Origin of the sequence: Chitinophaga sancti (assembly GCF_034424315.1) — a bacterium.
Taxonomy (GTDB): Bacteria; Bacteroidota; Bacteroidia; order Chitinophagales; family Chitinophagaceae; genus Chitinophaga; species Chitinophaga sancti.
Genome location: NZ_CP139972.1, coordinates 3329523 through 3350649 on the forward strand (window position 1 = coordinate 3329523; position 21127 = coordinate 3350649).

The 21127-nt window shown below is 44.4% G+C and carries 15 protein-coding genes; 4 read left to right on the top strand and 11 right to left on the bottom strand.

What is annotated here, in order from left to right:
• Positions 1-1647 (bottom strand): CTP synthase, encoded by a 1647-nt coding sequence (locus U0033_RS12705; protein WP_072360973.1) that lies wholly within the window; start codon positions 1645-1647, stop codon positions 1-3.
• A 349-nt stretch (positions 1648-1996) separates the two neighbouring features.
• Between U0033_RS12705 and U0033_RS12710 the strand changes: the two genes are divergently transcribed.
• A complete protein-coding gene (locus U0033_RS12710; protein ID WP_072360970.1) occupies positions 1997-2512 on the top strand; it encodes an acyl-CoA thioesterase in 516 nt (171 codons plus the stop codon).
• Here the strand turns inward: U0033_RS12710 and U0033_RS12715 are convergent.
• From U0033_RS12715 to U0033_RS12735, 5 genes are all read right to left on the bottom strand, one after another.
• Entirely contained in the window at positions 2509-3153 is a 645-nt protein-coding gene (locus U0033_RS12715; RefSeq protein WP_072360967.1) for an HD domain-containing protein, read from the bottom strand. The two genes, U0033_RS12710 and U0033_RS12715, sit on opposite strands and share 4 nt — an antisense overlap.
• A gap of 622 nt (positions 3154-3775) precedes the next feature.
• Positions 3776-3964, bottom strand: coding sequence for a hypothetical protein (locus tag U0033_RS12720; protein ID WP_143150724.1), 189 nt, complete (start codon positions 3962-3964; stop codon positions 3776-3778).
• Between the two features lie 272 nt (positions 3965-4236).
• The gene (locus U0033_RS12725) at positions 4237-4818 is read right to left on the bottom strand and encodes a precorrin-2 dehydrogenase/sirohydrochlorin ferrochelatase family protein (protein WP_072360964.1); all 582 of its coding nucleotides are present in this window, start codon (positions 4816-4818) and stop codon (positions 4237-4239) included.
• 21 nt (positions 4819-4839) lie between these two features.
• On the bottom strand, positions 4840-5616 hold the full coding sequence (gene cobA, locus U0033_RS12730) for a uroporphyrinogen-III C-methyltransferase (RefSeq protein ID WP_072360962.1): 777 nt from the start codon (positions 5614-5616) through the stop codon (positions 4840-4842).
• 154 nt (positions 5617-5770) lie between these two features.
• The gene (locus U0033_RS12735) at positions 5771-7888 is read right to left on the bottom strand and encodes a HEPN domain-containing protein (protein ID WP_072360960.1); all 2118 of its coding nucleotides are present in this window, start codon (positions 7886-7888) and stop codon (positions 5771-5773) included.
• Between the two features lie 296 nt (positions 7889-8184).
• On the opposite strand from U0033_RS12735, the gene hxpB reads away from it, so the two are divergent.
• Complete coding sequence (gene hxpB / locus U0033_RS12740; RefSeq protein WP_072360958.1) at positions 8185-8838, top strand: hexitol phosphatase HxpB; 654 nt, start codon at positions 8185-8187, stop codon at positions 8836-8838.
• A 112-nt stretch (positions 8839-8950) separates the two neighbouring features.
• On the opposite strand, the gene rpsA is transcribed toward hxpB, so the two are convergent.
• The gene (rpsA, locus tag U0033_RS12745; RefSeq protein WP_072360956.1) at positions 8951-10846 is read right to left on the bottom strand and encodes a 30S ribosomal protein S1; all 1896 of its coding nucleotides are present in this window, start codon (positions 10844-10846) and stop codon (positions 8951-8953) included.
• Between the two features lie 254 nt (positions 10847-11100).
• Between rpsA and U0033_RS12750 the strand changes: the two genes are divergently transcribed.
• Together U0033_RS12750 and U0033_RS12755 are read left to right on the top strand one after the other, a co-directional pair.
• A complete protein-coding gene (locus tag U0033_RS12750) occupies positions 11101-11985 on the top strand; it encodes a rhomboid family intramembrane serine protease (protein WP_072360954.1) in 885 nt (294 codons plus the stop codon).
• 69 nt (positions 11986-12054) lie between these two features.
• On the top strand, positions 12055-13281 hold the full coding sequence (locus U0033_RS12755; RefSeq protein ID WP_072360952.1) for a 4-hydroxy-3-methylbut-2-enyl diphosphate reductase: 1227 nt from the start codon (positions 12055-12057) through the stop codon (positions 13279-13281).
• Between the two features lie 191 nt (positions 13282-13472).
• Here U0033_RS12755 and U0033_RS12760 read toward each other — a convergent pair whose 3' ends face one another.
• The 4 genes from U0033_RS12760 to U0033_RS12775 all read right to left on the bottom strand — a co-directional run bounded on the left by U0033_RS12760 (position 13473) and on the right by U0033_RS12775 (position 20993).
• Positions 13473-14237 (bottom strand): LytR/AlgR family response regulator transcription factor, encoded by a 765-nt coding sequence (locus tag U0033_RS12760; RefSeq protein WP_072360951.1) that lies wholly within the window; start codon positions 14235-14237, stop codon positions 13473-13475.
• Positions 14238-14255: 18 nt separating this feature from the next.
• On the bottom strand, positions 14256-16208 hold the full coding sequence (locus U0033_RS12765; RefSeq protein ID WP_072360949.1) for a tetratricopeptide repeat-containing sensor histidine kinase: 1953 nt from the start codon (positions 16206-16208) through the stop codon (positions 14256-14258).
• A gap of 552 nt (positions 16209-16760) precedes the next feature.
• A complete protein-coding gene (gene cmk / locus U0033_RS12770; protein WP_072360947.1) occupies positions 16761-17447 on the bottom strand; it encodes a (d)CMP kinase in 687 nt (228 codons plus the stop codon).
• Between the two features lie 87 nt (positions 17448-17534).
• Positions 17535-20993: a beta strand repeat-containing protein gene (locus U0033_RS12775; protein WP_072360945.1), complete on the bottom strand. Its 3459-nt coding sequence runs from the start codon at positions 20991-20993 to the stop codon at positions 17535-17537.
• Between the last annotated feature and the right edge of the window lie 134 nt (positions 20994-21127).

A 21127-nucleotide genomic window follows, 5' to 3' on the forward strand; every position in this document is an offset into this window, starting at 1 on the left:
TTATTGTGCTACCTCTTCAGCCACCTTAGTTTTGTTTGTTTTGTCTTCAGCATACTGTTTAGCAGCGCCGATGAAATGAACAAACAGCGGTGCTGGCCTTTCCACTGTGCTTTTCAGCTCAGGGTGGAACTGGCAACCTACAAAGAACGGATGGTTGGGCAATTCTACCATTTCCACCAGTCCGCTTTCTGGGTTACGGCCGGAAGCAGTCATACCTGCTTTTTCGAAATCGCCCATGTACTGACTATTAAATTCGTAACGGTGACGGTGACGTTCACTGATCTTAGTGCTAGCGTAGATGGCAGCAGCTTTGGAACCTGGAGTCAGTTCACAGCTGTAAGCACCCAAACGCATCGTACCACCTTTGGCAGTGATCTTCTTCTGCTCTTCCATGAGGCCAATCACCGGATGACTGGTTTCAGGATTCATTTCTGTAGAGTGAGCATCTTTCCAGCCAATCACATTACGGGCGTATTCCACAACGCTCATCTGCATACCCAGACAAATACCAAAGAATGGCAGGTTGTTTTCACGGGCATACTGTATAGCGGTGATCTTACCTTCGATACCACGATGGCCAAAACCTGGTGCTACCAGCAGACCATCCAGGTTACGCAGTTTCTCTGCTACATTTTCAGAGGTAAGGAATTCAGAATGAATATTTTGAACGATTACTTTACATTCGTTCATCGCGCCTGCGTGGATGAAGGATTCCAGGATAGATTTGTATGCATCCTGTAATTCTACATATTTACCAATCAGACCGATGGTTACTTTAGACTTTGGATATTTCAGTTTGTCGAGGAAACCACGCCATTTGGTCATGTCTGGTTCTTTCTCAATAGGAATACCCATTTTCTTCATACAGATCACATCCAGTTTCTCTTTCAACATCTCCAGCGGCACTTCGTAGATGGTGCTCATGTCTGTTGCCTCGATCACCGCGTCAACGGTTACGTTACAGAACAGTGCGATCTTCTTTTTCAGATCGTTGTACATTGGCTCTTCGGTACGGCACACGATAACATCCGGGTGCACACCGTTTTCGCTCATCATTTTTACTGAGTGCTGAGTTGGTTTGGTTTTCAACTCTTTAGCTGCACGCAGGTAAGGGATAAGGGTCAGGTGAACAACCAGGCAATCCTGCTCATCCAGTTCCCACTGAAGCTGGCGAACTGCCTCAATGTAAGGGAGTGATTCAATGTCGCCTACGGTACCACCCAACTCAGTAATGACGATATCATATTTCCCGTCTTTGCCTAACAGGAGAATACGACGTTTGATTTCGTCGGTGATGTGCGGAACTACCTGAACGGTTTTACCAAGGTAGGCTCCTTCACGTTCCTTATTAATTACTGTTTGATAAATGCGGCCTGTGGTCACATTGTTGGCCTGTGAAGTAGGAATGTTCAGAAAACGTTCGTAGTGTCCCAGGTCCAGGTCAGTTTCGGCGCCATCTTCGGTTACAAAGCATTCCCCATGTTCATATGGGTTTAATGTTCCCGGATCCACATTGATATATGGATCGAACTTTTGAATAGTCACTCTAAAGCCGCGTGCCTGCAGTAATTTTGCTAGGGAAGCTGCGATAATTCCTTTACCCAATGAGGATGTAACACCTCCCGTAACGAAGATATATTTTGCCATAAAATCTATAATTCTGTAGAATACTTGACCTAAAAGGGAAGTGCCGGACGACGTTTGGTGTAACCAGTCAAGTAAAAGTAACTTCCGAAGGTCATGCAAAGTTACACAAATTTAATGCGCACCCAAAACGGATTTTCACATTTCACTGAGTGTATACATGTAAGAGACTAATTATAAATGGTATTAGGGGGATAAAATGCATTTCAAAAAAACTTGCGGGGTATTGCTCCCGTTTTTGAAGCGTAATCGCTGTGGCGGGCTGTGGGATTGAAAAGGATGGTTTAAATCTATTCCCGGTGGCGGGCCGCTGAATTATTTGTAATTTCGCGATCCGAAATAATTATCAAACATGACTCTAACGCCAAAGCGCGCACAGGAATCCCTGATCCAGATGACTGAGCTGGTATTGCCCAATGATACCAACGTATATACCAACCTGATGGGAGGTCGCCTGATGTACTGGATGGATATCGCTGCCGCCCTTGCCAGCATGAAGCATTGTGCTGCACCAACGGTTACCGCCTCGGTAGACAACATTTCTTTTGAGAACCCCATTCGTCTTGGTAATGCAGTTCACATTGAAGCAAAGGTGAGCCGTGCATTCAATACAAGTATGGAAGTTCACCTGAAAGTATGGGGAGAAGACCCGGTACAGCAGTATCGTTACAAATCCAACGAGGCTTTCATGACTTTTGTAGCCCTGGATCCAAATGGTAATCCCCGCCCGGTATCCCCGATTATTGCAGAAACTGAAGAGGAAAAAACTTTATACGAAGGTGCATTGCGCCGCAGACAGCTCCGATTGATCCTGGGCGGAAAAATGAAGCCGCAGGATGCAGAAGAGCTGAAAGCACTGTTTATTTAATGCCATTCTTTATAGAATTGTTCGAGGAAAGACTCCATAAAGGCATGCCTTTCGGCGGCCATTTCCCTTCCGGTAGTGGTGTTCATTTTATCCTTCAGTAAGAGCAGTTTTTCATAAAAATGATTGATAGTAGGGGCAGTGCTGTTTTTGTACTGTTCCCTGCTCATTTGCAGGTCTGGTGGTATGGCCGGATCGTATATCGCCCTGTTTTTGAACCCTCCGTAATTAAATGCACGGGCTATGCCAATGGCCCCGATGGCATCCAACCTGTCTGCATCCTGCACAACTGCCAGCTCTGGCGAGGTAAATTTACCTTCATTATGCCCTCCTTTGAAGGAGATATTTTCTATAATGGCAATTACGTGCGTAATGATATCCACCCCTACCCCCTGAGATTCCAGGAACTGACGGGCCCTGGCAGGACCAATTGCTTCATCGCCGCCATGGAACTTGGCATCGGCAATGTCGTGGAGCAGGGCTCCCAATGATACGATTAAAGGATTGACTGTTTCTCTGGCCGCGATTTCATTGGCAGTATGCCATACTCGATGAATGTGCCACCAGTCATGGCCACCTTCTGCCTGGGCTAATTCCTGTTTTACATAGGTAACAGTGCTGTCTATCAGTTGATCTTGCGTCATAAGATCAAATATAAGCAGGCTAATGGGGCTAAAAAAATAGGAAAAACGAAGAAAAGGAGAAATGGAAAAGGCATCTCATAAGTGTAAAATGGGTTTAGAGAAGAATGCTCGTTGTATAACCTTCTTTCCATTTTCTATCTCTCCTCCCCGATATTCAGGCATGCAATCAGAATAATCAACAGGGATCTTGCTTCACTAAGATATTCTTCGTTTTTCCTTTCCTTTCAATGTTTGGATCTTCGACAGACTAGTTGATGTACCGGCTTCGTAGTTGTTGTGTACAATGGTTAGTTGATGCAGGTTGCCGGCCAGGCGATCTTTAAATTTTGGTTGATAAAATGTTGACGGCTTAGTTGATAAAATGTATATGTCTTAATGGCTTCCGGATCGATACCTTAACGAGGCCCCTTTTGGGCCTCTATCTATAAGGTATATACTTCAGGGAAGCGGGAATTATTTTCTTAAAAATTGGCGCGGCTGAAGGCGGGAAAACCTTGATTACCGGACTTCGAGGTCAATAACTTTGCTGACCTTTGCTGACCCTAGCCTCGGCAGTCCTCCCGCCTTTTACCGCTACTGATTTTTAGGTAGCAATATGCCCTTTCGGCATATTGGAATTATCTTATAACGCAGAACCGGCTATTATTCTTCTATCGTAGATAGATACCATGCCTTTGACTGGCTTCAGACGGGTTGTTGACTGATCTGTTCTGGTAGTGGAAGTGTCTATTTTTAATATGCTACCCAGGTGAGCAAATGGTGCCTTCCTGATGATAACTCTACTAAACCTGTTTTTTGACGCGATTCGCATACTTAGGGAATAATCACATTATAAATAATTACATTCTTCACTTTTCCGCTTTTCCTCCTTATATAATTCCATACCCTCTCCTATTTCTGACATAAAAGTAATAATCATTATCTAATATTTAACAAGAAATCACATTAAATATAGATATATTTATTTTTACAATATAACAGAGAAAATAGACAAGTATCCTGGAATGCAATTAGTTAGATAAAAACAACTTCCCTGGAAGAATTTTATTCTTCTAAAACAAATTCATATGTAAAAAATTATAATTAGTCTTTTTTTACCAGCACGTCTGTTATCTGGTTGAGTTGTTTTACTTTTTCCGAGAAATCGCCTTTAATCCTTTCGCGGATCAATTGGAGTTTATCTAAAATTTCATTCAGCGACCCTGGCAATGCATCCTGCAATACTTCTTTGAGTCTTTTGGCAATGGTGGGAGATTTGCCGTTGGTGGAGATGGCTATCTTGAGGTTGCCTTTTTGAACGACTGAACCCAGGTAAAAGTCACACAGTTCCGGGGTGTCAGCTACATTTATTAATACTTTACTGCATTTTGCCTTTTCCCAGACAAAATAGTTGAACTCATGGTCGCTGGTGGCAGCTATGGCCAGGTCTTTTCCAAACATATCACCGCAGGAAAATTCCTTTTGCACCAGCGATACGTTTGGTGCATTTTTGACTAATGCCTCCAATTCCGGCAGAAACCAGGTGGCTACTACCGTCAGGTTAGCAGTCGGGCAATTATCAAGGAGTGCACTTACCTTTTCAAGTCCGACAACGCCACCGCCTACCACTAAGATCTGGAGACGATGTACCTTGAAGAATACGGGAAACAAATGATTCTCTTCCATACGAACCGCTTTAATATAAATTTACACAGCTATTTTCAATTCTGCTGCTATTCTATCCTGCACTGCTATGAACGTTTCATGGAAGCGTACTACCTCCCCCACTATTATAATAGCCGGGTTTTTTAGCTCCTCCCGACGAGCAATGTTTACCAGATCGGAAACAGTACCAATGCCGATCTTTTGTGTAGGCAAGGTACCATTCTGAATGATAGCTGCGGGCACATTTCCCTTGCCCTCAGCGACATAGGCAGCGGATATTTCCTCTAATTTACTCATTCCCATCAAGATAACCACGGTTGTATCTGCATGAATAGCATGCACCAGGTCGCGGGATAAATCACCATCCTGCGTGGTACCGGCTACTACCCAGAAACCTTCGCTCACATTGCGGGCTGTAACGGGAATACTGTTGAAACCAGGCACGGAGATGGCACTGGTCACACCAGGTACTACTTCTGTTTGAATATTAAACTGTCGGGCAAAGGTCAGTTCCTCCTGCCCTCGGCCAAATACGAACGAATCGCCGCCTTTCAGTCTTACAACACTACCATAGGTCAGGGCATACTTCACGATCATGCGATTGATCTCATCCTGAGAGTACACGTGCATACCCGCTCTCTTGCCCACGAAACGTTTCAGGCAATTGCAAGGTGCATGTTCCAGCAGTTCATTGTTTGACAATGCATCGTAAAGGATGACCCTTGCCTGCTGTATGGCCTTCAGACCTTTTACAGTAATCAGCTCAGGATCTCCGGGGCCAGCGCCCACCAGGGTTAATTTGGGAGTAATCTGCTGCATAGTGTACTAATTTAAAATGTGATCGTTGTCGCACAACCGGAACATAAGGCTGACTAAAAAGGTGCCCCCTCTCGGATGGGTGATGGAGACGAAATGGCTTTTACGCAATTCTCAGCGCCTTCATTTTACTTTTTAGTCAACCTATATTATTTATTTACTCAGCAGCAATAGCTAAGGCTTCTTTTTGCCTTAATGCCTGGGCCTCCTTGTAAAAATCAGTTGCCTGTTGATAATATGCTTTTGCAAATGCTTCAGATGGTTCATTCTTATTGATCTGTAATACCAGCTCATTGAAAGTTCCTATTAAAGACCATTTGCCTGTTTGTACGAAATGTTTGTCGAAATCATTGATAACTCCGGTCTGTGTATTACAAGCTACACCTTCACCCAGCAACAGCGCTTTAGCTGTCTGCACGAATGTGGAATAAGAATGGTAAATGCTGTCAGCATACTGGTTTGCATCCAGTGCCACTTTACCCCATTCCAGTTTCTCTTCCCCTTCGAATAACAGGGTTTGTACCAGGTCAATTACAACGCTCGCGCATTCACCCACACCGATTGCAGTTGCGAACCTGTCGCCCTGACCCCAGTCGATAAAGTCTTCATCTACCAAAGATGCCAGGTCTGTCAATGGTTTCAGCAGATCGTAGAAATAACGTTCGCCCTGACGATCATAGTAATCGTTGAACTTTTCGTTTTCCTGTGCATTCTCCGCATAGTTCTGGAGCAGTGTACGCAGTACTTCCGGACCACGCTTACTTGGTACTTTGATCACCTTATCGGCCACACGACCCACGCCATCACCTACAATACCACCACCTAACAATACCTGGAGGGCTGGGAGTACCTTACCACCACTCTTCATGGAACTACCATGGAAACCAATACTTGCGATACCATGCTGACCACAGCTGTTCATACAACCACTGATCTTGATTTTGATATCTTTATTATATACCAGCGCAGGGAATTCTTCCTGGATCACCAGTTCCAAAGCTGTAGAAATACCAGTACTGCTGGAGATAGCCAGGTTACAGGTATCTGTACCAGGGCAGGCAGTGATATCTGCAATGCTGTTGAAACCTGGTTCTGCAAAACCAGCAGCTTCCAGTGCACTAAATACATATGGCAGGTGAGCCGGCTGAATGTATTTGAGCAGTAAGCCCTGGTTAGCTGTTACACGTACATCGTTAGCTACCACCGGACGCAGCGCTTCTACCAACTGACGGGAGATCACTGAACTGATGTTACCTAATGGTACACGTACATATGCAGCAAAGTAACCAGCCTGCTTCTGTTCGAAGACGTTGGTAGCTTTCCATGCCTCGTATTTCTGCGGATCTTTGATGGTGAAAGCAGGAACCGCTGCATCGGCTGGCGCCAATTCCACTTCAGGCCATGTGGCGGCATCCACTTCATAGATCTTATTCCTAATCGCGATAAATTCTTCTGTTACCAGGCGGGTGAATTCTTCAAAACCAATCTTGGCAATGAGGAATTTCATACGTGCTTTATGACGGCTGGTTCTTTCACCATGACGGTCAAATACACGCAGTACCGCTTCTATATATGGAATCAGTTTTTCAGCTTCCAGGAACTCATATGCTACATGTGCAAGGATGGGTTGTGCACCAAGGCCACCACCTATCAGCACCTTGAAACCACGCACCTCTTTGCCATCTACGATGCGCACTTTAGGAATAGCTCCCATATCGTGCATAAATGACCAGGCTGTATCCTTGTCACTGCTGGAGAAGGACATCTTGATTTTACGTCCCATATCCTGGCAGATAGGATTACGCAGGAAGTAGCGGAAAGCAGCATCTGCATAAGGCGTTACATCAAATGGTTCATCCGGATCTATACCCGCTATATCAGAAGCGGTGATATTTCTTACCGTATTACCACAGGCTTCGCGGATGGTGATATCATCAGCATCCAGTTTTGCCCACAGTTCAGGGGTTCTTTCAAGGCTTACAAAGTGGATCTGAACATCCTGGCGGGTAGTCAGGTGCAGGTTACCAGTAGAATATTCGTCTGAAACATCGGAAATTCTCTTCCATTGCTCCAGAGTCATTTTACCATAAGGTAATTTGATACGAATCATCTGTACACCAGCCTGACGCTGTCCGTAGATGCCCCTTGCCAGACGAAGACTACGGAATTTTTCTTCCGGAATCTGTCCTTCGCGGAACTGACGGATCTTTTTCTCCAGTTCTATGATATCCTTCTCTACGACCGGATTTTCAAGTTCTGTTCTAAATCCTTGCATATAATGAATTTTCTTGGTGGTAAATTATTAGTGAATATTTCCTTATCAGATCAGCGTATACGAAAGGCGAGCTCCAGTTATTGGCGCGATATTTAGCTTCCCTATCTCTATTTCCTACTATTTAAGTAGACTATTACAAAGTTATACATCCGTGGCAGAAAACCAAAAGATTTTGCATAAAATAAAGTTATGGGTCATAATGAAAAGTTATAATGAGGGGGTTTTGATGCAGAGAAATTCGAAAAAGAAAGGCTCGCTGTATTATCTTTGCGGCGGCAATCTGACAAAAATAAGATATGATCGATACGGTAATATTTGACATGGATGGGTTATTAATTGACTCAGAGCCACTATGGGGACAGGCAATGCGGGAGGTATTTGCATCTGTCGGTGTGGAATTATCTATGGAACTGGCAAGCCACACTACAGGGCTGCGTACGGCAGAGGTGGTTGATTACTGGCATAATTACTTCAAATGGAGGGGAAAATCGACCGAACAGGTGACGAACGAGATTATTGATCTGGTGACTGATAAGATTATTAAGAAAGGAAAGCCCATGAAAGGGCTGGATTATATTCTGGACTTCTTCGAACAGCGGAAATTCAAGATGGGCCTGGCATCATCTTCACCTTTGCGCCTGATTGACGCTGCTACCAACCATTTTGGTATCAAGAACCGTTTTCAGGTTATCTCTTCTGCAGAGTTTGAATCTCATGGTAAACCCCATCCAGCCGTATACCTGGCCTGTGCAAAAGCGCTGGGCAGTAATGCACTGGATTGTATTGCTTTTGAGGATTCAATTACGGGTATGACAGCTGCAAAAGCTGCTAGAATGAAGGTGGTGGCCGTTCCTGAAGCGCATAACCGGCATAATAAACGCTATGCTCTGGCAGATGTGCAATTAAATAGTCTGAAGGATTTTAATGACGATATTTTAGGACAGTTATAAAATATAAAATTCATGAAAGAGGGAATTCATCAACAGGAATGAAAACCCTTTACAAAAAAAGAGGCTGTTTCTTTCGAAACAGCCTCATGTTATTTCAACAACCTAAAAATGCTTATTCACCATCTTTCTTGTCGCCTTCGTCTTTCTTCAGCTTCTCACGCAGTTCAGCCAGTGCACCCAGATCACCTAAAGTAGCTTTTTCTACTTTGCTCTGGATATTTTTCACAGCCTTACGGGTTTTGTCAGCATCAGCTCTCTTCTCTTTAGCGACAGCTTCTTTCTCTTCGTTCTTAGCTTGTTCCCAAACTCTGGTGTGAGATACCAGGATACGTTTTTCGCTACGATCGAATTCAATGATCATGAATTCTTTCACATCTTCAACGCTGATTGGTTTCTCATCTTCAGTGCGCAGGTGACGGGCAGGAGCGTAAGCTTCCAGACCGTATTGCAGCTGAACGGTAGCACCTTTCTCATCTTTCTTCACTACAGTACCTTCGTGTACGGAACCGATCGGGAAGATAGTTTCGAAAGTATTCCAAGGATCTTCTTCGATCTGTTTGTGGCCAAGGCTCAGTTTACGGTTTTCTTTATCGATACCCAGTATAACTACCTCGATTTCGCTACCAACCTTAGTGTATTCACTTGGGTGGTTGAAACGTTTGATCCAGGACAGGTCGGAGATGTGGATCATACCACCAATACCAGTTTCCAGTTCTACGAACACGCCATAAGGAGTGATGTTCTTCACGATACCTTTATGACGGCTGTCCAGCGGGAATTTGGTTTCGATAGTAGCCCAAGGATCTTCAGTCAGTTGCTTGATAGACAGAGACATTTTACGCTCGTCTTTGCTCAGGGTAACTACTACTGCTTCGTATTCTTCGCCTAATTTGAAGAATTCTTTCGCATTGATTGGAGTAGAAGCCCATGAGATTTCAGATACGTGTACCAGACCTTCTACACCAGGCAGAATTTCCAGGAATGCACCGTAGTCTTCAATGTTCACAACTTTACCTTTCACGCGCGCACCTTCAGTGATGTGAGCTGGTAAGGTATCCCAAGGATGGGGAGTGAGTTGTTTGTAACCGAGGCTGATACGTTTTTTCTCGTCGTCGAAGTCCAGTACAACCACATTGATCTTCTGATCCATCTGGAGTACTTCGCTTGGGTGAGAGATACGGCCCCAGCTGATGTCGGTGATGTACAGCAGACCATCCAGACCACCCAGGTCGATGAATGCGCCGAAATCGGTGATATTTTTGATGGTACCTTCCAGCACCTGGCCTTTCTCCAGTTTGCTGATGATATCCACTCTCTGCTGTTCGATATCGCTTTCGATAAGTGCTTTGTGAGAAACAACCGCATTTCTGATGGCTTCGTTAACCTTAACCACTTTGAATTCCATTGTTTTGCCAACAAACTGATCGTAATCGGTAACTGGTTTCACATCGATCTGAGAACCTGGCAGGAATGTTTCCATACCATATACATCTACGATCAAGCCGCCTTTGGTCTTGCTGGTAACAGTACCAGTAACAACTTCGCCGGTTTTGTACACTTCCACGATTTTTTCCCATGCACGTTGTTGACGAGCTTGTTTACGGCTCAGGTGCAGGTTACCATCACGGTCTTCTTTTTCAACTACTAATACTTCAACGTCGTCACCTACTTTCAGACCCGGAATGTCGCGGAATTCGTTCAGAGAGATCAGACCATCGGATTTGAAGCCGATGTTGATAACTGCGTCAGTTTTAGTTAAACCAACTACAGTACCGGTCAGCAGACCATTTTCTTCGATCACCTTGAAGGTGTTTTCGTAAGTCTGGTCGTACTTAGCTTTTTCTTCCTGGCTATAAGAAGAAACGTTACGTTTGTCTACGCTCCAATCGAAATCGTCATGAGCAGTAGCTACAACAGGTGCATTTTTTGTCGCTGTTGCTTCTGCAGCCTGTGCTGCCGGAGCCTGTTGTTCAGCGTTTTGTTCGTTAGGAATGTTGTTTTCTGTCAAAACTTTAATTCCACCTATGGTTTTTCCCGGAAATTAGCACCCCGAGGTTTAAGTGGACGGCAAAGATACTACAATCCTGCAAAAAAAAGCGTTAAAATTCAATTCCCGGCCTGCCAGTCCTGATTTTGGCAAGCTCCTCCCTCCGGATGCTATGACAGTCTTCGTTTACATCCCCGCAGACTGCTAATTCCGGCACAATTTTTTAGGTTAAAATTTGTGATTTACGAATGCGGATTTTGTACTAATTTTCATGTATGAACGGAACTTCTTTCAGATCTGATATACGATATTGGCTTAGGCAGGGAAATACGATTAACCATTTACTTTTCTGGAACATTGTTGTTTTCCTTGTACTAAATATACCCCGGGTGATCGCTTATTTTGTACCTGCCATTGCCGGAGTTGACCAGTTGATATATGATCAGGTAGCATTACATACCTTTCTCCCTGTGTTTATCACCAAACCATGGGGCCTGATCACCTATATGTTTTCACATGTTGAAATATTTCATATTTTATTCAACATGCTGAACCTGTACTTTTTTGGCAACCTTTTTCGCTCTTTCCTGGGCAACCACAGGGTACTCCCCCTCTATCTGCTGGGTGGCCTGATCGGTGGTCTCGCTTACCTGCTGGTGTTTAATATATTTAAGACCTCTGATTATAACATGGTTGGGGCCTCTGCCTCCGTGGTCGCCATTCTCGTGGCCTGTGCCACCAAAATCCCGAATTACGAGGTGGGCCTTATGTTCATCGGCTCCGTTCGCCTGAAATGGCTGGCACTGGCTGTGGTAGTACTGGATTTCATTTCTATTGGGAAGGGCAACGAGGGTGGTATTATTGCTCACCTGGGCGGTGCATTGTTTGGCTTCCTATATATTAAAATGCTGGATAACGGAACAGACCTTGCCCAACCCCTTGTTTGGCTGTTTAATCGCCGGGTACGGGTAGAAGCTATGCAAAGCCGCACCCGCCGCTCCTTTAAACCTAAAAAATCTCCGCTCAAGGTGGTGAAAAGCCAACCTGAGGAAAATAAACAACTCAGACTCGACCAACTCCTTGATAAGATCAATGACAGGGGCATGGAAAGCCTGAGCCCTGAAGAAAAAGCCTGGCTACAGAATATGAGCCAGGAATAAACCGGAAGCCTAAGCGCCCAAACACATTTTGGACTTCTCCACATCAAAATGTGTAACTTTGTCGCCAACATGAAAACGTTTAACGTACCTATCATTTACCGGAGTCCACTCATTACAGCTATTAAAAACAGCCGTAAGAAGCAGGATCGCATGAAAAAAGATTTCACGCCTACTGTTCTCGACTTTGGTCCCATAAGAATTTTGCTGGCCCGTCACTTTGGCTTCTGCTATGGTGTGGAAAATGCCATTGAGATTGCATTCAAAACTGTGGAAGAAAATCCAGGCAAAAGGATCTTCCTGCTCAGTGAAATGATCCATAACCCTCATGTAAACAATGACCTGCTTGCCAAAGGTGTGCAGTTCATTATGGATACCGCCGGCCGCCAGCTGGTGCAGTGGGAAAACCTTACTTCCGATGACATTGTCATCATTCCCGCATTCGGTACTACACTGGAAATAGAAGCGAAACTGAGTTCCCTGGGCATTGCACCTTTACAGTACAATACCACCTGTCCGTTTGTAGAACGGGTATGGAACAAGGCGGAGCAGATTGGCCAGCAATCATACACTGTGATCGTTCACGGTAAGCCGGGCCATGAAGAAACCCGCGCCACCTTCTCCCACAGCCGGAGCAATACCCCGACTGTAGTAGTAAAAGATATGGCGGAAGCCCAGTTACTGGCTACCTTCATTACCGGCGAAAGTCCTGCAGCTGAATTCTATGATCGCTTCAAAGGACAATATTCAGAAGGATTTGATGTGGTAAAGGACCTGCAGCGTGTGGGTGTGGTCAACCAAACGACCATGCTGGCCACCGAAACCCAGGGAATAGCTGATTATATAAAGAACGTCATCATAGACAGGTACGCCCTGACCAGCGAAAATGCGGGTGAACGATTCGCTGATACCAGAGATACGCTCTGCTATGCCACCAACGATAACCAGAGTGCTGTCACCGGCTTGCTGGAAGAAGAAGCTGACCTCGCGATCGTAGTAGGCGGATATAATAGTTCCAACACCTCTCACCTGGTAGAACTATGCGAGGAAAAACTACCTACCTACTTCATAGCTGCTGACGATCAGATGATTTCGAAGAATAAAATCAGGCATTATGATTTCCATCATAAACAGGAACTAAATAGTGATGTATTTTTGCCTGAGAAAGATGTGGTAACAGTGATGATGACAAGTGGGGCAAGTTGCCCGGATGCTTTGGTCGAAGCGGTAATAAGGAGGTTATTATCATTTTACGGACTGGAGCAACAAATAGAACAGGACATTGAAACTTACAAATAACAAAAAAGACACCAGGTGGTGTCTTTTTTCTTTGGGGCTAATAAATGCTAGTAATGCAGAGAAAAAAAGTTATACATCGTAATAAGTTTAAACCTGAATCAAAAGTAATCTCTTCCTCCCCGGCTGACAAACCAAAATTATTATCCGGTATCCTATTTCTGGTAAGTGGCGTAAAACGGATTAAATCTGGTTTAGAATTGCATCGCTTTTTTCAAAAAGTCGGCTTTCCTTCTTCTCGAAACTTCCACCTGCGTTCCATCACTCATGAGTGCAAAGCCTCCTTCCCCCTGTATATAAGACTGCATCTGTTGCAAATTGATCAGGTGAGAATTATGCACCCTGAAAAAATCTACATCCGTCAGTAATTCTTCAAACTCCTTCAATGGCCTGGATACCATCAGGTTCTTTTTGTCGGTAAAAAAGATGCGGGTATAATTCCCTGTAGATTCACACCGTACAATATTTTGTACCGGCATAAAAACCAACCCGTTAATAGTAGGAAGGGCTATCTTTTTATGCGTCTGGTGCAAAGTTTTCATGTTCTGCAGGAACACATCCAGGGGAGAATTACCAGGTTCTGCTTGCTGCACATTTTTCCTGCTCACACATTTCTGAACGGCATCCTGCAGCTCTTTCACACTGAAAGGTTTGAGCAGGTAATCGAGTGCATTAAACTTAATTGCCTTGAGGGCATACTGCTCGTAAGCGGTGGTGAATATGATGTCGAAATTGATCTTATCAAACAGTTTCAATAGTTCAAACCCATTCTGATGAGGCATTTCCACATCCAGGAATACGACATCAGGATGTACTTCATCTATCAGCTCTTTTGCTGCTTTTACGCTATTCACACCTCCCAGCACAGTTACTTCCGGGCATTTTTTGGCCAGCATGGTTTGCAGGGCATCAATACAATGCTGTTCATCGTCTACGATAATCGCTTTAATTTCGCTCATGCTATAAAAATCCAGGGTTTAAAATATAAATTCTACAGGCAACACAATTGTGACCATTGTTCCTGTTGCTCTGCCTTCCTTGTCCTCAAGGTCTGTAATACTTACAGTGGCTTCTTTGGTATTATTGATCTTACGAATCAGGTCTATTCTCCCCTCCGTTACTTTCATCCCCATACTACGGTGTGTCTGTCCTTTCTTTTCCTTGATTTCCATTGCTTTTTTCCTGCCTATTCCATTGTCTGTTACCAGGCAGGTCAGGGTTCGGTCTTTCAGAGATACGGCTATTTCAAGTAAGCCTTTCCCGGATTTATGCACTAAACCATGCCAGATAGCATTTTCAACATAGGGCTGAATGATCATCGGTGGTATCATCACCTCCTCTTCATTTATATCGTCTGCTACCGTGATTTTGTACTCAAAGATATTATTACAACGTAATTGTTCCAGGTCCAGGTATAAGCGCAGTGACTCCAGTTCCTTATTCAGGGAAATGAAGGTGTACTGGGTATTGTCCAGGATCATACGCATCAGGCGGGAGAATTTGGTCAGGTAGTCGGAAGCCTCCTCCTGGTTATTGCTCCAGATGAAACGATGAATTGAACTGAGTGAGTTAAATATAAAGTGGGGGTTCATCTGGGCACGCAGGGAACGCAGCTCCAGTTGTAAGGTTTGTTTCTTTGTTTCCAGGTTACGGTGGCGGATATAAAAGAATCCACCAACGGCGAGCATGATGAGGAAACCTCCAAGTGAAAGCATGTATACCACATTGCGGCGGGTACGTAATTCATTTAGTTGCTTATCATGTTCCAACATTTTGATCTGGTTATCCTTGCGGTCTACCTCGTACACCGCCTGCATTTGGGCGAGCTCCAGGGCGGATTTTTCATCCAGGATACTATCCTTGTAAACCAGGGATTTATCAGCACATTCCAGGGAACGGCGAAAATCTCCGCTGGCCTTATAATCAGCGGCCAGGGCTTTGTATGCTTCCTGTAATATATAATTGAACCGCCAGTGCTGGCTAAGATCTATGGATTGCTGGAAGTATTTGCGGGCATCATCATGTTTGCCCATGAGACTAAAGCACTTACCGATGTTCAGGTAACTTTCGGCGATGTGTATTTTATCATCCACACCTACTTCTACTTCCAGGGCTTTGTTCAATGCTTCGAGGGCCTGTGCATAGTCCTTCTTTTCTTTATAAGCATCTCCCAGGGAGTTATAGCAAATGGCTTTGCCCATGGCATTGTCCAGCTGCATGTTCACGGCCAGGGATTTTTTGTAATAGTCGATGGCACGGTCTGGTTTGCCGAGGTATCGGTAAGCGTAACCCAGGTTACCTAAGTTAATGGCTACGCCCAGGCTATTTTTGTTTTCCCGTTCCAGTTCGAGGGCTTTATTAAAATGGCTGATGGCGTCTTCGTATTTGCCAGTGGAGAGGTTGATATTACCAATACTATTAATTGCAACACAAATATTACGTACATCATTCACTTTTTCAGCCAGTTGAAGGGCTTTGAAGTGATAATCGAATGCTTTCAGGGGTTTTTCCATCCGGCGGTAATCCACGCCGGTATTGTTGCGAGCAATAGCGCGCAGATGATCCTCCTTTGTTTCATCTGCGTATTTGATTGCCTTTTCATGGTAGTCCGCCGCCAGGATGTATTCGGAGATATTCCTTTTTGCGGTGCCTATTTCATTATAGACATTAAATAATGTCCTTGCGATTTTCAGGTGTTGAGCAAGGGTAACAGCTTCCTGGAAAAAGGGATTTTCGGTTTTGCGTTTGTCAAAAAAGCGACCATAAGCCTTTCCTTTATCTAACAGCCAATTGACCTTAACAGTATCTCCGCGGAGATTCCGGGCAGAATCGAGTGTTCTGTAAATAAGGGAAGAATCCTGCGCAAATGAAATGTTCACTTTTATCCCCAGGATCATTAAGAGTAATACGTAAGGTATTTTTTTCACCATGCGACAGCCAGGGTAATAGGCACAAGTTAAAAACAAAAAGCGAAAGGGCGAAAGAATTCGCCCCTTCTTCCTATTAACCGAATACACCTACTGAAAATATGGAGCCTGGCAGGCAATGCTGCCCGCCCCACATTAAGTTTTTAATAAAACCGGTACACAAAAATGCCCGGGGGTATTAATATATTTAGTATTGAGTGTTCTATACGGCTAATAGTAACAGGTCCCTGGATATAGCTATAGAAAGATCATCCAAAAGATCTTTTATGACTTCTCTTGACCATGTATGGAAAATATCGTTCGACGGCATATTTTTAATATATCCGGGTACAACATTATAACAACAATAAAATGCAGGAAATTCGAAAGGATGTGGAAAAACTATTGAAGGATTAACCGGAATTACTTACCGGAATAGGACAAATTTAACAAAGGTTTTTCTAATATTAAAATAAATTCAGGAAGAATATTCTATTGGGTGGCTGGGCCTCTGCGGCAGCAGGTATCGGGAGGATCACCTGCTGTCAGGGCGCATGGTACTCATTACTTTTTTTCTTAGGACTTTACCATTACGGCATCGTCTACCCATTGCAACACCAGTTTCAGCTGGTCTTCAGGAGTTAATTGACTGTTATCCAAGATGATAGCATCTTCAGCTTTGCGGAGCGGGCTGATTTCGCGGTTGGTATCGATGTAGTCACGCAGCTCCAGGTTCTCCCTTATTTCATGAATGGTGATGTTCTTATTTTTGGCATAGAGCTCCTTAAACCGACGTTCTACCCTGATAGCTGTATCTGCTGTCATAAAAATTTTGAGCTCAGCATGTGGGAATACAGTGGTACCGATATCACGGCCATCCATAACGATGCCTTTTTGCCTGCCCATTTCCTGTTGCTGTGCTACCGCAAACTCTCTTACAGCACCTACGGCTGCTACTTCACTTACTTTTTCAGCAACCAGCATTTCGCGGATCATGTGTTCTACATTTTCACCGTTCAGGTTCATTTCGGAGGAACCCGAAAGTGGGTTGTAAATGAATTCCAGCTGGATGTTGGATAATGCCTGGGCTACCTCTTCAGGGTTGTTCCAGTCTATACGGTTCTGAATGAAATACAAAGTGATAGCACGATACATGGCGCCGCTGTCAATGTATACATAATCCAGCTCCGCAGCTAACTGTTTGGCCAGCGTACTCTTCCCACAGGAAGAATATCCATCTAAGGTGATGATAATCTTTTTCAAAACTGCTTGAATTAAACGGTGTAAAGGTAAACAAAAAACGCTTCTGCATGGGGCAGAAGCGTTTTTTTATAAGTGTATCCGGCAGGATTAGTTGACAATAGTAAAGGTAAATGGAGTATTATTTGAAATACTTCTTGATGTGGCAGCATTATAATTGTAGAAAACAACATTGATGTTGCCATTGGTAGGATATACATATGATATGATCAGGCCTGCACCCAACGCTGCCTGAGGATTTGCAGTTACAGCCGATGTAGTAGTTACATTAGCATTTGCAAATGCAATAGTAACAGAAGTAGCGGCATTAATAGTTGTATTACCAGAAGTGTTAATAGTCACTTTGGTAATGTTTGTTAATGCTGTACCAGCACTACCTACTTTTACTGTACCATTCATAGTGGTGTTTCCTGTTACAGCCAGCGTGGAGCTTAATGTGGTTGCACCGGTAACAGCCAGTGTTGAACTTAATGTGGTTGCGCCACTCACGGCCAGTGTAGAACTCAGCGTAGCAGCACCTGTTACCCTCTCTGTTCCGGTCACATCCAAATTATACAGTGGTGTACTCGTACCAATACCTAACCTGTCATTGTTTTCATCCCATACAAAACTGGTACTATCTGATGCTGCTTCTGCAGATGCATCATAGGTACGCTTACCATATACGATTGCCCCCACACCTATTTTGTTATCACCATTTGTAAGGATTGCTTTGTACCATCCGTTCCCCGGATTAGTGGTCAGTGGAGCAGTAATACCTCCCCACTCCTTAATTGCCATTGTATTTTTATCGAAGTATAATTGCGTAGTGTAAGTTGTACCATTAAATGCCATCGTACTCCAGGCAAAAGCATTCGTATATTTAGGACTGTTAGTAGCTGTTCCGTTTACCGGACTTTGCCAGATTTTCATTACAGTAGTAGAACCGTCTGCTGTTGCATAAGCCAGGTCATTCGTAGTGGCCTTTGCATACGTAGCACCACCATCATTATCCGTATTCGGCTCCCAGATAGATGTAGTACTGTTATACTTTAATACCTGTCCGCTGGAAGGGGCGGCTGCAGATACTTTCACACCCTGTACCTTACTGGCATTCCAGATGGCCAGGGAACTATCAGCATACAATGTGCCGGTAGTAGTATTTAACTTAATTGAATTATCTAAAGTTATTTCCTGTGCAACTCCGGCACCTGTTGTATATCTGCCCAGCAGTTTCTGCGTATTCACGCCCTGAATATCGCTAATACCCAAAGCCCTGAAAGTTGGTGCTGCAGCCACACCGGTGGATGGTCCTGCAAATACGGTATTTGCTGTTTGGTTATTAAACGTAACACCCAGGGTACCATTTGCCACCAATGGATTGTTACTTACGCTAAATATAGAAGGCATGGTCAAACCTACTGATGTCAGACCAGTAGCAGAAGCACTTGGTGTAGCCCAGGTAAGATTTGTTCCATTGCTTGTTAACACCTGACCGGATGTACCGATGGTTGTCAAACCAGTACCACCCTGAGATACAGGCACCGTGCCTGTGATCTGGGAAAATGGTAAGGAAGGTATATCAGCTGCGGCAAGTGCTCGGAAAGTTGGTGTACCACCTGCAGCGGGAGCAGCAAATACAGTACCTCCTGTTTGAGATGCCAGTGTTGCAGCTATCGTTCCGTTTACGGTAAGCGGAGAACCAGTCACCGTGAACAGAGAAGCTGGCAAAGTCAAACCTACTGATGTCAAACCATTATCAGCCGCCGCTGACCAGTTGGTGCCATCATATTTTAATACCTGGTTGGTAGCAGGAGTTCCCGGAGCAACCCTGATCCCTTGCAGCTTGCTGGCATTCCATATTGCCAGTGCACTATCAGCATACAGGTTACCACCTGCTGTAAATTTCAAAGTATTGTCCAGGCCAATTTCCTGCGCAACGCCAGCTGTTCCGGCATATCTACCTAATAATTTAGAAGCACTTACATTCTGGATCTTTGCATAGGTGACGGCACTGTTTGCGATGGTATTTGCACCACTCGCACCCGTCACATCTCCAGCCAGTGTAACCGAAGGCGTTACATAAGATAAACTGGTTCCGTTAGATGCTAAAACAGTTCCATTTGCACCTACTGCTGTCAAACCTGTTCCTCCCTGTGCTACAGGCACAGTGCCTGTGATCTGGGAAAATGGCAAGGCTGGAATATCAGCAGCTACGAGTGAACGGAAAGTTGGTGTACCACCTGCAGCGGGAGCAGCAAATACAGTACCTCCCGTTTGAGATGCCAGCGCAGCAGAGATAGTACCATTTGATGTCAGTGGTGAATTCGTTACTGTAAAAAGAGAGGGTAATGATAATCCAACAGAGGTCAGACCAGCATTATCGTCTGCAGCAGGAACCCAGGCATTGCCAACGGCATCATATTTTAATACCTGTCCATTGGTCGGTGCTGCCAGTGATACTTTTATACTTTGAATTTTACTCGCATTATATACACCCAGTGTAGTATCTACATATAGGTAACCACTGGTCATCATTTTTAATGTTCTGTCCATTGCCACTTCCTGACCAGTGCCGGTGCCGTTGGAATACCGGCCTATCAGGCGTTGCGTACCAATGGTCATATCAGCAGCTACGAGTGAACGGAAGTCAGGTACAGCCGCAGTAGAACCTGTAGATGGACCTGCAAAAACAAGATTAGGTGACTGCGTACTTGTACCAATTGTAAATGTACCATTTGCTGTTAGCGTAGCCGGAGATACCGTCAGGAAAGAAGGCACAACCAAGCCTATTGATGAAATAGAACCACTGTTATCATCGGCACCGGGTGCCCAGGTAGTACCATTCCATTTCAATACCTGGCCAGAAGTTGCTCCTGCCTGTGCAATCTTGGTGCCTGTTACAGCTCCGTTTGCAATCGTTGGATTAGGATAGGTTCCTGAGAGATCACCACCAGCCGTACCAACCGGCGGTAAACCGGTTAGTTGTTTTTTCAGCAGTTTGCCACCATCAATGAGGAGTACGCTATCCTTTGTATTATCTATATTGATGCCTGTCAGGTATACATCCTGGTTGGCAGTCAATGTATTGGTAAATGTCTTGGCGCCTGCCAGGGTCTGTGCACTGGTGTTCACAAAACCACTATTGGTGGTAGTTGCATCCGGTATATTTAAGGTATGAATACCTGCAGCAGATGAAAAGCCTAACGCAGCGGCCGTATTTGTAGTGGCCAGTGACTGTATGGCAATCGTTTGCCCGTTCATGCTGGTAATGGCATAACCTTCAGGCAGCAGGGGTCGCCAGTGCCCGTTACTACGAATACACAAACTATTGTTCAGTGTCAGGTAGATGATCATACCATCAGGAGCAGTGGCGATAGGGCCTGATGTAGTATCAGAAATCCGGGGAAGTAGCAAACCCTGAGATTTACTTTCCAGTTCCAGCAACGCTGATTTTTGCTGTGAACTGGGATTATCTCCCAGCTTCAACTGTTGTGCAAACATCAGCGTAGACCAGAACAGGAATACTGGCAATAGTTGAAAGGCTCGGACAAGGAATTTAGTCTTCATAATATATTACCCAGGTTTAAATACAGCACCGGTAAATATGACTAAGAAAGCAGGCAGGGTTTTTTATACGCCCCACTTACTTTCTTCGCCAGTTATTCAGATGTCTGTATTTAGTTTCAATTCATTTTCTGTTG

Coding starts and splice junctions, on each gene's coding strand:
- U0033_RS12705 (WP_072360973.1), bottom strand. CDS start 1,647: ATGGCAAAATATATCTTCGTTACGGGAGGTGTTACATCCTCATTGGGT.
- U0033_RS12710 (WP_072360970.1), top strand. CDS start 1,997: ATGACTCTAACGCCAAAGCGCGCACAGGAATCCCTGATCCAGATGACT.
- U0033_RS12715 (WP_072360967.1), bottom strand. CDS start 3,153: ATGACGCAAGATCAACTGATAGACAGCACTGTTACCTATGTAAAACAG.
- U0033_RS12720 (WP_143150724.1), bottom strand. CDS start 3,964: ATGCGAATCGCGTCAAAAAACAGGTTTAGTAGAGTTATCATCAGGAAG.
- U0033_RS12725 (WP_072360964.1), bottom strand. CDS start 4,818: ATGGAAGAGAATCATTTGTTTCCCGTATTCTTCAAGGTACATCGTCTC.
- cobA (WP_072360962.1), bottom strand. CDS start 5,616: ATGCAGCAGATTACTCCCAAATTAACCCTGGTGGGCGCTGGCCCCGGA.
- U0033_RS12735 (WP_072360960.1), bottom strand. CDS start 7,888: ATGCAAGGATTTAGAACAGAACTTGAAAATCCGGTCGTAGAGAAGGAT.
- hxpB (WP_072360958.1), top strand. CDS start 8,185: ATGATCGATACGGTAATATTTGACATGGATGGGTTATTAATTGACTCA.
- U0033_RS12750 (WP_072360954.1), top strand. CDS start 11,101: ATGAACGGAACTTCTTTCAGATCTGATATACGATATTGGCTTAGGCAG.
- U0033_RS12755 (WP_072360952.1), top strand. CDS start 12,055: ATGAAAACGTTTAACGTACCTATCATTTACCGGAGTCCACTCATTACA.
- U0033_RS12760 (WP_072360951.1), bottom strand. CDS start 14,237: ATGAGCGAAATTAAAGCGATTATCGTAGACGATGAACAGCATTGTATT.
- U0033_RS12765 (WP_072360949.1), bottom strand. CDS start 16,208: ATGGTGAAAAAAATACCTTACGTATTACTCTTAATGATCCTGGGGATA.
- U0033_RS12775 (WP_072360945.1), bottom strand. CDS start 20,993: ATGAAGACTAAATTCCTTGTCCGAGCCTTTCAACTATTGCCAGTATTC.